General features: G+C 63.7%; 8 protein-coding genes. 1 reads left to right on the top strand and 7 read right to left on the bottom strand.

Translation table 11 applies throughout. The features are described 5' to 3' along the window. The first annotated feature begins 499 nt into the window (after nucleotides 1-499). Nucleotides 500-2,395, top strand: a complete 1,896-nt coding sequence (locus ABD906_RS11595) for a M23 family metallopeptidase (RefSeq protein ID WP_345099565.1) — start codon at nucleotides 500-502, stop codon at nucleotides 2,393-2,395. Nucleotides 2,396-2,568: 173 nt separating this feature from the next. Here ABD906_RS11595 and ABD906_RS11590 read toward each other — a convergent pair whose 3' ends face one another. The 7 genes from ABD906_RS11590 to ptsP all read right to left on the bottom strand — a co-directional run bounded on the left by ABD906_RS11590 (nucleotide 2,569) and on the right by ptsP (nucleotide 13,072). Further along, the gene (locus tag ABD906_RS11590; RefSeq protein WP_425549989.1) at nucleotides 2,569-4,074 is read right to left on the bottom strand and encodes a L,D-transpeptidase; all 1,506 of its coding nucleotides are present in this window, start codon (nucleotides 4,072-4,074) and stop codon (nucleotides 2,569-2,571) included. Nucleotides 4,075-4,228: 154 nt separating this feature from the next. Then, complete coding sequence (locus ABD906_RS11585) at nucleotides 4,229-4,597, bottom strand: MmcQ/YjbR family DNA-binding protein (RefSeq protein WP_345099563.1); 369 nt, start codon at nucleotides 4,595-4,597, stop codon at nucleotides 4,229-4,231. Between the two features lie 175 nt (nucleotides 4,598-4,772). Then, nucleotides 4,773-7,379: an ATP-dependent chaperone ClpB gene (gene clpB, locus ABD906_RS11580; RefSeq protein WP_345099562.1), complete on the bottom strand. Its 2,607-nt coding sequence runs from the start codon at nucleotides 7,377-7,379 to the stop codon at nucleotides 4,773-4,775. 369 nt (nucleotides 7,380-7,748) lie between these two features. Further along, nucleotides 7,749-8,549 (bottom strand): DUF4167 domain-containing protein, encoded by an 801-nt coding sequence (locus ABD906_RS11575; protein ID WP_345099561.1) that lies wholly within the window; start codon nucleotides 8,547-8,549, stop codon nucleotides 7,749-7,751. Nucleotides 8,550-8,835: 286 nt separating this feature from the next. Further along, nucleotides 8,836-9,696: a peptide chain release factor N(5)-glutamine methyltransferase gene (prmC, locus tag ABD906_RS11570; RefSeq protein WP_345099560.1), complete on the bottom strand. Its 861-nt coding sequence runs from the start codon at nucleotides 9,694-9,696 to the stop codon at nucleotides 8,836-8,838. A 2-nt stretch (nucleotides 9,697-9,698) separates the two neighbouring features. After that, on the bottom strand, nucleotides 9,699-10,778 hold the full coding sequence (gene prfA, locus ABD906_RS11565; protein ID WP_345099559.1) for a peptide chain release factor 1: 1,080 nt from the start codon (nucleotides 10,776-10,778) through the stop codon (nucleotides 9,699-9,701). 23 nt (nucleotides 10,779-10,801) lie between these two features. Beyond that, nucleotides 10,802-13,072, bottom strand: a complete 2,271-nt coding sequence (ptsP, locus tag ABD906_RS11560; RefSeq protein WP_345099558.1) for a phosphoenolpyruvate--protein phosphotransferase — start codon at nucleotides 13,070-13,072, stop codon at nucleotides 10,802-10,804. Between the last annotated feature and the right edge of the window lie 47 nt (nucleotides 13,073-13,119).

Here is a 13,119-nt window from a genome sequence, read left to right as displayed (position 1 = left end):
GGCCAAGTCAATCAACCCAACCCCTGAAAGCATCAAAGCTCTCACAAGAAAAATCTGAGGACGAACCGTCCTTCCGTCCGGCAGCGCCGCCGCCGTCGTTGATGGCCTGTTTATAGGTCCGTCCTTTTCGGGTGTCAACATACTTCGTGACGGCCGTGCGATTTTTTTCATCAGCCTGCGATTAATCCACAAGCAGCAAAAACACAGTCAGCGCAGGTCACAGAGCGCCACGCCACATTGGGGCCCCATTCCGCTCTTACTCGCGATTATCCAGACTTGAGTCTGCACTGGTTTCGATCGCACCGCGCCCGGCGGGCGGCCGGATCCGTATTCACGGGGGCCCGGTAACGTTTAACGCATACGCCTGGCGTTCCGCACATTGACTTGAGCCGGTTAGGCGGGCACTCTGCCCTGCAGGGGCCCACGTGGGGACCAAAGGGAGCCAAGAACGTTGGACAACAACGCCGGAGCACAAATCTCCCTCGGAGACGACGAGCCGTTGACGACCGGGGGGCGAAGCAATCCCCCGGACCGACGCGAAATCTCCGCCCGCTGGCTGGCGGGGACGATTCTGACCGGCCTCACCTCCACGCTTCTTCTTGGTGTCGCGCTTTCGGCGGCGCTCGATGGCCGCGAACAGCTGGCCACACCGCCTGAAATTGCCCTCATTTCGCAGTCGGCGCCCAGCGCAGACAATATGCGCAAGGGCGGTCGCCTGGCTCCCTCGCCTGTTCTCGGCGGCTCGAACACCAAGCGGCAGATGGAAGTCTCGACCGTCCACAAGGAAGGCGACCGGGAGGTGGTGCGGTCCCTGCCCTTCGTTCACCTGCGCGTGCCGCTCGCCGCTTCCTATCCGGTCAGCGCCGACTATCCTCCCTTCGACCCCCTGACCGTTTTCGCCGCCGACAATGTCACCAGCAACCTCGGCAACATGGGCGTAATCTACGGCGCCAAGGTGGAAAGCGAGATGGCGCTGCGGACGCTGCCGTTCCCGCTCACCGGTGAAGAATTCGATGAGGACAGCCAGCTGACGGTGGACGAGGTGGAAAAGGTGGTGCGGGAGACCGGAGCGCTGCTCACCGAAGGAAACATCCAGGTCGCTTCCCTGCACTACATCGACCCGCAGCGATTCGGCGGCGACACGCTGGCAACCCAGACGATGGGAAGTTTCGACATCCGAATCATCCCGGAGAACGTATCGACCTCCTCGCGCGATTCGTCGACCAGCGGCGAACGCAGCTACGCCGAGGACATCATCCTGCTCACGGCAAACAAGAAAATCGATCAGGCACTCAAGGACGCGGGCTACGACGGGCCGGATGCGGCCAACATGGCTGAAGCCATCGCCAAACTGCTGAACGCCGACACGCTGAAGTCGGGCGTGGCAATCTGCCTGGGCCTCGAGATCCAGGACGACCGGCCGCACATCATGCGGGCAAGCGTGTTCGAGCGGAAACAGCATGTGCTGACGATCGCGCTCAACGACCGCGGCCAGTATGTGCCGGCCGAACAACCGGAAATGGGCGAAGCGCTCGTATCGGCGCTTGCCAACGAACCGAAGACTGTCGCGTCGCGCTCCGACCTGCCGCGCGTTTATGACGGCATCTTCACGGCCGCCCTGTCGCACGGGCTGACCAAGGAGATGACAAGGAAAGTGGTGCGGCTGCTCGCGGCGGACGTGGACATGCAGTCGCGCCTGTCGCCGAACGACAAGATCGAGGTTTTCTTCTCGCAACCTTCGCCCAACGGCAATGCCACGGAAGATTCCGAACTGCTCTATGTGGCGGCGACCTTCGATGGAAAAGAGCGCAAGTTCTATCGTTTCCAGCTGCCGGATGGCACGGTCGACTACTTCGACCGCGAGGGCCGCAGCTCGCGTCCGTTCCTGATTCGCAATCCGGTTCCGGCCGGTCGCATGACCTCTCCCTACGGCCTGCGCCGCCATCCGATTCTCGGCTACAGCAAGATGCACACCGGTGTGGACTGGGCAGCACCGCGCGGCACGCCGATCATCGCGACCGGCGACGGCGTCGTGGAAAGCGCCGGCTGGGCCGCCGGCTACGGCCGCCAGACGATCATCCGGCACGCCAACGGCTACAAGACGTCGTACAATCACCAGAGCGCCATCGCGAAGGGCGTGACGCCCGGCGCGCAGGTGCGGCAGGGCCAGATCATCGGTTATGTGGGCGCCACCGGCATGGCGACCGGCAACCACCTCCATTACGAAATGTTCGTGAACGGCACCCGGGTCGATCCGATGCGCGTTCGCCTGCCGGAGAGCCGCTCCCTCGAGGGCGATCTGCTCGCCTCCTTCAAGGAAGAGCGGGATCGAATCGAGGCGCTGCTCGAGGATTCGTTCTCCAAGCCGCTGGTTGCCGCTGCCACGACGAACTGACGCCGCAGCACTTCCCAATGAAGCGAATCACGATCGGGCAGCGCGGTCCGTGGCGCGGCCGCTGAATCAGCCATGCGCGCCAAAGTCCCCAACTTCCGACAAAAGAAAACCCGCCAGGAGGCGGGTCCCAGAGCGATTCGCTCGTCTCCGTTTCGGACGGAGCGCCGGGCGACTCAGAGGAACTCCACGGGCGTCCCGGGCTTCACATTCTTCGCCAGTTCTTCGGCATCCCAGTTGGTGAGACGGATGCAGCCGTGTGAAAAGGTCTTGCCAATCTTCTCGGGCTCCGGCGTGCCGTGAATGCCGTAGGTCGGCTTCGACAGTGCGATCCAGACGGAACCGACCGGATTGTTCGGTCCCGGAGGGATGCGCAGGATCCTGTCGTTGTTGCCCTGCTTGAAGTTGATCTTCGGATTGTAGGTGTACTCGGGATTAAGAGCGATTCGCTCCACAGTGTGCGTTCCACTCGGCGAGGGTGTGTCCTGGGAACCGATGGTGGCGGGGTAGCTGGCGACCAGACGATTCGCCGAATCGTAGACCCGCAGTTGCTTCTTTTCCTTGTCGGCGACGATCCGCGCCACCTCGAACTTGCGCTGGAAGTTGACGTTGGCGACCTTGATGATGGTGCCGGGGCGGTCGAAGTTCACGCCGGGATTGAGAGCGAGAAGATACTTCTCGTCCATGTGGAAACGCTCGGCAAGCATCTCGGAGACGCGGGTGTAACCCAGGCGCTCGAGCCGCGCCTTCTCGCTGTAGTCCTCGGGAACGGAGGCGATGTAGGGACCAGCGGCATCCTCCGAGGTGATCTCGTAGTCAATGAAGGCGGGACCACCCGTGCGCTCGAGCTCGGCCTCAATCCACTCCTTGTCGTAGGTGCGCAGGCGCTCGCCGGTGATCTCGTAGTAGGCGGCGATCGCCTTGTTCACGTTGTCGCCCATGCGACCATCGATGACGCCGGGCGATGCCCCTGCCCGGTCGAGCAGGATCTGGAACTTCGCCACTTCCTCCGAAGCACCCTTGCCGGTCGGGATCGGGACATCCGGAACTATGGAAGGCGTCGGGCGGGCAGCATCCTCCACCGAACCGCCGTCGGGACTGAGCTCCGGCGCCGGAACGACCGAACGGGCCTCCATCTGCGACGGCGGCGCAAGCGGCGCGCGCTCGATGCTTCCGCCGGAACCGTTCCGCACCTGCGGCCAGGCCGGCTCGACGTAGCCTCGATTGCGACCGCGCGGATTACCGCGGGGATCGCCATAGTCGTATCCGCGGTCGTAACCGTATTCGCCCTCGTAGCCGTAGTCCGGCTCCTCATAGTCATAGGAATCCTGACGGCCGTAGATGGCTTCCTCACGCTCGCGGTGGAAGCGCTCGACGTCGCGGGGATCGGTGAAATCGTAGTAGCGGCGGCCGCGCTCCCACGTCTGCCAGCCGCGGTCGGCGCGGCCAGGGTATGCCCGCTCGGCGGCCAGCGGCTCCCGGACCTCGACGACCCTGCGGGTCACGGGATCGACGATGACCTCACGGCCCTGCGCATCGATGAAGACCTCAAATTCGTAGGCCTGCGCCACCTGGATCTCACCCCGCGGCGAATTCCCGGCCGTCGCGGTTACAGCCGGAAAGGGCTCCGCAAAGGCAAGTGAAGCAATCAAGCAGCCAAAAACCAAGACGAGGGAACTCAACCCACGCACTTCATCATCCCCACAGTTGAGCCAGGCAATCTGCCGGATAACACCAATCCCACTCACCCTGCCCGGTAACAGATGAACAGGGCATGAAAATGGCTGGAAGAAGCAACCGTTCGGTTACCGTATTCAGCCAACCCGGAGACGCGGATCAGGCGAGGCCCTGCTCGAGTTCCAGCCGCAGGCGCTTCGGAAGGCCGGCAACCACCATCCGGTAGCTTGCCCGGAGATAATCGCTGAGCGCATCGTCATCCAACGCCCCGTCCGAGAACCGCTGCACCCATTTCAGCCCGCGGGAAGCGAGATAGGGAGCCGGACGCACGCCCGGCTCGTCCTTCAGAAGCTCATAGGCCATGGGCGAGCACTTGAAGGTCACGGCAGCTTCCAGATCCGGCGCATCCGCACGCGCCAAGGCGAAGACCTTGCCACCCACCTTCCAGACATGCGCCTCCCCCCACTGGACGACGCGGGTGGCGCCAGGAAGGCCGGCACAGAATGCATTGAATTCCTCAAGGGTCATGACAGGCCTCGCTCGTGAACTGATCGCCGCCTTCCGGCGGCGGCTGATGGTAACGCGCGTTCCCGTCAAAGAAAAAGAGCCCGGGGCTTTTCGGCTCCGGGCTCTTCAGTGTCGTCGTGTCGGGTCCCGGGGCTCCCTGATTCTTACCGGGGAGCCAGGCCCGGACCTGCAGCCGTCAGGCCGCGGCCTCGGTCTCCACGTCGTTGCGCTTTACCCGGAAGATCAGACGGTCGGAGCCCGCCGTAACCTTGACGGTCGAGTTGTCGAAGATCTCGCCCATCAGGATCTTCTCGGCCAGAGGATCCTGCAGCTCGCGCTGCATGACACGCTTCAGCGGACGCGCACCGTAGGCGGGGTCGTAACCCTTGTCCGCCAGCCAGTCGATCGCATCCTGGTCGAGCTCGATGTTGATCTTGCGGTCGGCCAGCAGGTTCTCCAGCCGCTTGAGCTGGATCTGGACGATCTGGCCCATGTCCTCGCGCCGCAGGCGATGGAAGAGAATGATCTCGTCCACGCGGTTCAGGAACTCGGGCCGGAACGCCGACTGGACAACTGCCATCACGTCATTGCGGGCGGCATCCACATCCTGATCGTCCGCCAGGTTCACCAGGTATTCGGCACCCAGGTTGGACGTCATGATGATCAGCGTGTTGCGGAAGTCGACCGTGCGGCCCTGGCCGTCCGTCAGGCGGCCGTCATCCAGCACCTGCAGCAGCACGTTGAAAACGTCCGCATGGGCCTTCTCGATCTCGTCGAAAAGAATCACCTGGTAGGGCCGGCGGCGGACAGCCTCGGTCAGCACACCACCTTCCTCGTAACCGACGTAGCCGGGAGGCGCACCGATCAGGCGGGCCACGGAATGCTTCTCCATGAACTCGGACATGTCGATGCGGACCATCGCCTGCTCGTCATCGAACAGGAAGTCGGCCAGCGCCTTGGTCAGCTCGGTCTTGCCGACGCCCGTGGGGCCCAGGAACATGAACGAGCCGATCGGCCGGTTCGGGTCCTTCAGGCCTGCGCGGGCACGGCGGACAGCCTTGGAGACGGCCTGGATGGCCTCGCCCTGACCCACCACGCGCTTGGCAAGCTCGTCCTCCATGCGCAGGAGCTTCTCACGCTCGCCTTCCAGCATCTTGTCCACGGGGATGCCGGTCCAGCGCGAAATGACCTGCGCAATGTGCTCGGGCTTGACGGTCTCCTCAACCATGCTGCGATCGCTGGTCGAAGCTTCTGCCTCGCGCAGCTTCTTCTCAAGCTCCGGGATGCGGCCATAGGCAAGCTCGCCGGCGCGCTGGAACTCGCCCTTGCGCTGGGCAATCGCAAGTTCGTTGCGCGCTTCGTCCAGCTGACGCTTCAGGTCGGCGGCCAGAACCAGCTTGTCCTTCTCGGCCTTCCAGGCGTTGGTGAGCTTGACGGATTCTTCCTCGAGGCCGGCCAGCTCCTTCTCAAGCCGCTCCAGACGATCCTTCGAGGCCGCATCCTTCTCGTTGCGCAGCGCCTCGCGTTCGATCTTCAGCTGCATGATGCGGCGGTCGATCTCGTCGAGCTCCTCGGGCTTGGAGTCGACCTGCATGCGCAGACGCGCGGCGGCCTCATCGACCAGGTCGATCGCCTTGTCCGGCAGGAACCGGTCTGTGATGTAGCGGTTCGACAGGTTGGCGGCGGCGACCAGAGCGGAGTCGGACAGGCGCACCTTGTGGTGCTGCTCGTACTTCTCCTTGAGACCGCGCAGGATGGAGATCGTATCCTCGACCGTCGGCTCCTGGACGTAAACAGGCTGGAAGCGGCGTGCGAGCGCGGCATCCTTTTCGACATACTTCCGGTACTCGTCGAGCGTAGTCGCGCCGATGCAGTGCAGCTCGCCGCGGGCCAGAGTCGGCTTCAGCAGGTTCGAGGCGTCCATCGCGCCGTCGGACTTGCCGGCGCCAACCAGCGTGTGCATCTCGTCGATAAACAGAATGACGCCACCGGAGGCGGCCTGGATCTCAGACAGAACGGCCTTCAGGCGCTCCTCGAACTCGCCGCGATATTTCGCGCCGGCAATCAGCGCGCCCATGTCCAACGCCATGAGCTGCTTGTCCTTGAGCGACTCGGGAACGTCGCCGTTGACGATGCGCAGGGCCAGGCCCTCGACGATGGCGGTCTTGCCGACGCCGGGCTCGCCGATCAGCACGGGATTGTTCTTGGTACGGCGGGACAGGACCTGGATCGTGCGGCGGATCTCGTCATCGCGGCCAATCACCGGATCGAGCCTGCCGGCGCGCGCGTCGGACGTCAGGTCGCGCGCATACTTCTTGAGCGCGTCATAACCCTGCTCCGCACTGGCGGTGTCAGCCGTGCGGCCCTTGCGAATCTCATTGATAACCTGATTGAGCGCGACGGGGGTCACGCCCGCCTTCGCCAGGATCTCGGAGCTCTTGGCCGACTTTTCCATGGCAAGGGCGGTCAGAAGACGCTCGACCGTCACAAAGCTGTCGCCAGCCTTGGTTGCAAGCTCTTCAGCCGTTGCGAACACCTTCGCCAGAGGCTGTGCAAGATAGAGCTGTCCGTTGCCGCCCTCCACCCGGGGCAGTGCATTCAGCGCCGCTTCGACGCCAAGCTTCACGTCGCGGGCATTGCCTCCGGCACGCTGGATGAGCGAAGCCGCGAAGCCTTCCTCATCGTCGATCAGCGCCTTCAGAAGGTGCTCGGAGGTGAACTGCTGGTGGCTGCGGGAAAGGGCCAGCGTCTGCGCGGCCTGGATGAATCCCCGAACCCGTTCGGAATACTTCTCAAAGTTCATTCAAGCGTCTCCATCTCTGAACCAACCCGCCAGGCAGCATTGGTCAGGTTAATGTGACGGGCTTCCAAATGATTTGGCTGACGTCAAACCATGAGCGGCAAGCCCCGATGCCCCCAATATGGGAGGGGTCAGCGGCTTCAACAAGAGTGGGTAAACGGGATTCTTGAACGAAAAAACGGCGGACGCCGCCCGCCGTTTACGAAAGAGCAAAAAACGGAAATTCGCGAAGGCGCCCCCATTGCAAGTCAACCACACATCTCGCGCAGTCCGATCTCCCGAAGAAGATCCAGCCTGCATGGTGGGCTCAAGTCTCAGGCGAGCCGCCCCGGGCGGGGGCCTCGTCGTCCGCCCGGAATCTCTGAAAGGCAATCAGGAAGCGGTTTCCTCAGGCTGCGCCTCGGCGGCCTTGCGGACGCGCGGACGGCGCGTGCGGCGAAGCGGCTTCTCTTCCCCCTCACCCTGGGCGGAAGCGTCAGCAGCGGCCTCGGCGGTTTCAGCCGGAGCAGTTTGAGCCTCGGCGGACGGAGCCGGCGCGGCGGAACCCTGAGCGGGCTCTTCGGCCGTCTCTTCGCGCGCCGGAGCCGCAGACCGCTGGCCACTGCGGAGGTTGCCGCGCTCGCGAGAGCGGCGGCCCTGGCCTTCCGAACGCTGCTGGCGCTCGTTCAGCGCCACCTCAGCCGGAATGCCTTCGATCACGGGCTGTGGACCCGTTCCGTCATCCACCACGGGAGCGGCCTGCTGGGCCTCCGGCTGCTGATGGGACTGCAACTGTGACTGCTGCTGCTGATTATGATGGTGCTGTTGCTGCACGGCCTGGGGCTGGGAAGCCATTCCGGCCGGCGCGTCGAGGAAATCCAGATCGTCCTCTTCCTCGCGGAAATCACGAACCGGCTGCTGCGACTGCAGCATTGCCTGGGCAGCTGCAATGATCCGGAAGTAGTGCTCGGCGTGCTGCAGGTAGTTCTCGGCCATCACCCGGTCACCGGCGCCCTGCGCATCGCGCGCCAAGGCAGTGTACTTCTCAGCGATCTGCTGGGCGGTGCCGCGAATCTTCACGTCAGGGCCATTGCTCTCGTAAGTGCGCGTCAGCGGGTTCGGGCCCCTGCGGTTATTGCCATTGTTGCCGTTGCCACGGCCCCGAATGCGCCGATTCTGTTGTTGTGGCCTCATACCATTCTCTTTGTTTGAGACGACTCTCGTTTCAAAAACTGCCAGCGGAAATTCGAGCGCGCTCTGGCTTCCGTTCCACAATCTTCCTGACCATCAAGCCCACGCGTGCGTGCGCGGGAGCGAACGTGGTCTCTCTGATGTTCACTTGCCCGATGATCCCCGTACGAAGCGCTGCGTTCAGCGGTCGTTTTGCGGCGGAGGACTTACGCTCCTGCCTGTTTCATTCATCTGGCACGCGGAACCTAGCGGCATTGTCCAGGCTTGCCAAGTCTTTTTTCCGCGCTGTTCACGCCAAGTGAAAAACAAGGGCCCTGTCACGACCGCCAAGATCACGGACACTGTCAGTCAGTACAAATCCCCTAGCCGAAAATATGTCGGCAACGCTCTGTTTCTGGTCAAATCCGATCTCGACGGCAATCACTCCTTCTCGATTCAGGAGCCTCGGGCCGTCGTCCGCCGTCAGGCGATAGAACTCCAACCCATCCTGACCACCATCCAGAGCGCACCGGGGATCGAACTCGCGCACGGAGCGGTCCAGGGACTGCACGTCATTCGTCGGTATGTAGGGCGGGTTGGAAACTAGAAGGTCGAACTTTCCTTCGACCGCCTTCGACCAGTCCGACTGGAGGGTCGAAAACCGCGCTCCACATCCATTGATATCGGCATTTGCCCTGGCGGTTGCAAGGGCATCCGCCGAAATATCGACGCCCAGCGCCGTTGCTTCCGGAAGTACGCTCAACAACGCAAGAGCAATGGCTCCAGTTCCCGTGCCAAGATCAAGAATCCGGCATGAGCCCGTGCGGGCAATACAGGCCCTGGCGTGGGGCAGCGCAAGGTCGACAAGCGTTTCGGTGTCCGGCCTGGGGTCCAGCGTTTCGGGCGACAGGCGCAGGCGCAGCCCGTAGAACTCCCGTTCGCCAATGATGCGGAACACCGGTTCGCCTGCAAGCCGCCGGGCCACAGCGGCCCGCAGGGCCGCCACCTCCGCATCGCCGATCAGGCGATCGGGATTGACGATCGCATCCTTGCGCTCGGTCCCGGTGAAGTGCTCGACCAGAATGCGCGCTTCCAGTGCCGCCTCGGCAATGCCGGCCTGCTGAAACGCCTGCCGGGTCGCAGCAAGCAGGGCGCCAAGCGGCTCCGCCATCGTCAGTTTTCGCTATTCTGGGCCGCCAGGAGCTTGGTCTGGTGATCAGCGATCAGCGCGTTGATCAATTCGTCCAGCTCGCCCTCCATGACGCGGTCGAGCTTGTAGAGTGTCAGGTTGATCCGGTGATCCGTCACGCGCCCCTGGGGGAAGTTGTAGGTGCGGATTCGCTCGGAGCGGTCGCCCGTGCCGACCTGCAGGCGGCGCAGCTCGGACCGCTCCTCGGCCGCCTTCTGGCGCTGTGCGTCATAAAGACGCGCGCGCAGGATCTGCATCGCCCGGGCGCGGTTCTGATGCTGCGATTTCTCGGCCTGAACGACCACGATGCCGGTCGGCAAGTGGGTGATTCGCACCGCCGAGTCGGTGGTGTTGACGTGCTGGCCACCAGCGCCGGAGGCTCTCATGGTGTCGATGCGGATGTCCTCGGGGCGGATTTCCACGTCCACCTCCTCAGCCTCCGGCAGAACGGCCACGGTGGCCGCCGACGTATGGATGCGGCCCTGGGCCTCCGTCTCCGGCACGCGCTGGACGCGGTGCACGCCCGACTCGAACTTCAGCTTGGCGAAAACGCCGCGACCCGAGACGGAAGCGACGATTTCCTTGTAGCCACCGGCATCGCCTTCGCTCGCGGAGACGACCTCCACCTTCCAGCCCTGCTGAGAGGCGTAGCGCTCGTACATGCGGAACAGATCGCCCGCGAAAAGCGCGGCTTCATCGCCACCGGTGCCCGCGCGGATCTCGAGAATCGCGTTTCTCTCGTCGGCGGCGTCCTTCGGCAGGAGCAGAAGCTGCAGCTCCTGGTGCAGAGTCTCGATGCGATGCTCGACATCCTTGCGGTCGGCCTCCACGAGTTCCCGCATCTCGCGGTCCAGGCTCTTGTCGGCGAGCATGGCCTCCAAATCTTCCTGTTCCGCCTCGGCCTTGCGCAAAGCCCTGATCTTGCCCGCGATCTCCTGAAGCTCGGCGTATTCCGACGCAAGCTTCACGTATTCTTCCGGAGACGGACCCGCGGCCATCTGCGTTTCGATCAGCTCGAAACGCTTCAGCACCTGATCCATACGATCACGTGGCAGTTCAATCATAAGCAAAGCCCAGTGTTATCTTTTCAGAGCGGGATATCGTGCTTCCTGGCAAATTCGATCAGGCCCGCACGGATATCGGTCTTCGCGCAGTGGCTTGCAAGCGCCTCGTCCATCCATTCGGCAAGTTCCTGCAGCGGCAGCTCGCGGACCATCGCCTTGACCGGACCGATGGACGAAGCCGACATCGACACGGAACGGAACCCGACCGCCAGCAGAGCCATGGCGGAGATCGGCTTGCTTGCAAGCTCGCCGCAAATCGTCACCGGCGTATTGTGCTTTTCGCCCGCCTTAACGATCTGCCGCAGCAGACGCAGGAACGGCACGCTGATCGGATCGAATCGGTCGGAAACGCGGGTGTTACCGCGGTCCGTCGCCGTGACGAACTGGAACAGGTCGTTCGAGCCGACGGAGACGAAATCCACCGCTTCCATCAGCTCGTCAAGCTGCCAGAGAAGCGAGGGAACTTCGATCATGGCGCCGATCTTCAGACTGGTCGGGAGATGATAGGCAAAGCGCGAGAGGTGTCGCACCTCGCGATCGACGATCTGGCGAGCCTGATGGATCTCGCTGATCTCCGTCACCATGGGCAGCATGAACTTGAGCTCGCGGCCGCCGGCGGCCTTGAGCAGGGCGCGCACCTGCGTGCGCAGCAGCGCCGGACGATCAAGCGTCAGGCGGATGGCACGCCAGCCTAAGGCCGGGTTCTCCTCCTGATGCGTGACGTTGAAATAGGGAAGAACCTTGTCGCCGCCGATATCCAGGGTACGGAAGGTGACCGGCCGCCCCTCGGCCGCATCCAGAACCTCGCGATAGAGCCGCTCCTGAGCCTCGACGCGCGGGAAGGTCAGCGCCACCATGAACTGCAGCTCGGTGCGGAAGAGGCCAATGCCGGACGCACCCGACTGGGCCAGCTGCGGCAGGTCGACCGCAAGGCCCGCATTCATAAGCAGCTCAACCGGGACGCCATCCTTGGTAACCGACGGCTTGTCGCGCAACTCCCGGTAAAGCTTCTGCCGGCGGGCGCGGAAGCGCACCTTCTCGGCATAGGCGGTTTCGATGTCTGCAGGCGGCCGCAGGTGGACCTGGCCATCCTCGCCATCGACGATGATCGAATCGCCATTCTCGGCGAGCGAGACCACCCCCTTGACCTGGCCAACGGTAGGCAGGCCGATGGCGCGGGCCACGATGACGATGTGGCTGGTCGGCGCGCCCTCTTCCAGAACGAGGCCACGCAGGCGGTCGCGCGGATAATCCAGAAGCTCGGCCGCTCCCATGTTGCGCGCCACCAGAATGGCGTTGCGCGGCATGATCTCCGACAGCGCGTCGGGTCCGCGACCCATCAGCTGGCGCAGCAGACGGTTCGCCAGATCGTCAAAGTCGCTCATGCGCTCGCGCAGGTAGGGGTCAGTCATGTGCATCATGCGCGCGCGCATGTCGCTCTGCACCTTCTCGACCGCGGCCTCCGCAGTCAGGCCGTTCTGGATCGCCTCCTCCAGGCGGCGCACCCAGCCGCGGTCGTTGGCGAACATGCGATAGGCCTCGAGGACCGCCCTGTGCTCGCCCTCGAAGGCGACGTCGCGGCGCGAGAGCATGTTGTCGATGGACAGGCGCAACGAGCTCAGCGCCTGCTCCAGACGCTCCTTCTCATGCTCGATGTCCTCGGCGAACAGATCCTCAACCAGGATGCGCGGCTCGTGCAGGACGACGTGGCCGAGGCCAATGCCATCATTGAAGGAATGGCCCCGCAGATGAACGGGACGGCGCAGATCGAGCTCGATGCCGGGGCGGGCCAGACGCACCAGGTCGCCGCTCGCGATCATCTCGGCGACAACCATCGCGACGGTCTCGAGAACGTCGACCTCGTCCTCGCTGTAATGACGCTGGGTTCGGTTCTGAACGACGAGAACGCCGAGCGTGCGGCCTGCCCTCAGGACGGGTACGCCGAGAAAGGAATGGTAGATTTCCTCGCCCGTCTCCGGCAGGTAGGCGAAGGCCGGATGCTTCTGCGCATCGGCGAGGTTGAGCGGGCGGGCGCTTGCCGCGATCGTACCCACCAGACCTTCGCCCAGACGAAGCTGGGCCTGGTGAACCGAGGTGGGGTTCAGACCTTCGGTGGCGTAGAGCTCGAGGACCGAGTCCGCCCGCAGCACATAGAGCGAGCAGACTTCCGCGACGAAATTCCGGGCGATCTCCCTGACGAGGCGGTTCAGCCGCTCCTGCGGTTCAGCAGGCTCCGCCATCAGCTCGCGGAGCCGCTTCAGCAATAGACGGGGGCCGCCTGCAGAATCAGGCATGGATCATGCTCCAAAGCTTCGTCGTTCGTCGTCCGCCGGAGGCGACG

It is taken from the genome of Chelativorans composti (genome assembly GCF_039541695.1).
GTDB lineage: Bacteria > Pseudomonadota > Alphaproteobacteria > Rhizobiales > Rhizobiaceae > Chelativorans > Chelativorans composti.
This window is presented reverse-complemented; position numbering and strand designations above follow the sequence as displayed.

Coding starts and splice junctions, on each gene's coding strand:
- ABD906_RS11575 (WP_345099561.1), bottom strand. CDS start 8,549: ATGAGGCCACAACAACAGAATCGGCGCATTCGGGGCCGTGGCAACGGC.
- prfA (WP_345099559.1), bottom strand. CDS start 10,778: ATGATTGAACTGCCACGTGATCGTATGGATCAGGTGCTGAAGCGTTTC.
- ABD906_RS11585 (WP_345099563.1), bottom strand. CDS start 4,597: ATGACCCTTGAGGAATTCAATGCATTCTGTGCCGGCCTTCCTGGCGCC.
- prmC (WP_345099560.1), bottom strand. CDS start 9,696: ATGGCGGAGCCGCTTGGCGCCCTGCTTGCTGCGACCCGGCAGGCGTTT.
- clpB (WP_345099562.1), bottom strand. CDS start 7,379: ATGAACTTTGAGAAGTATTCCGAACGGGTTCGGGGATTCATCCAGGCC.
- ptsP (WP_345099558.1), bottom strand. CDS start 13,072: ATGCCTGATTCTGCAGGCGGCCCCCGTCTATTGCTGAAGCGGCTCCGC.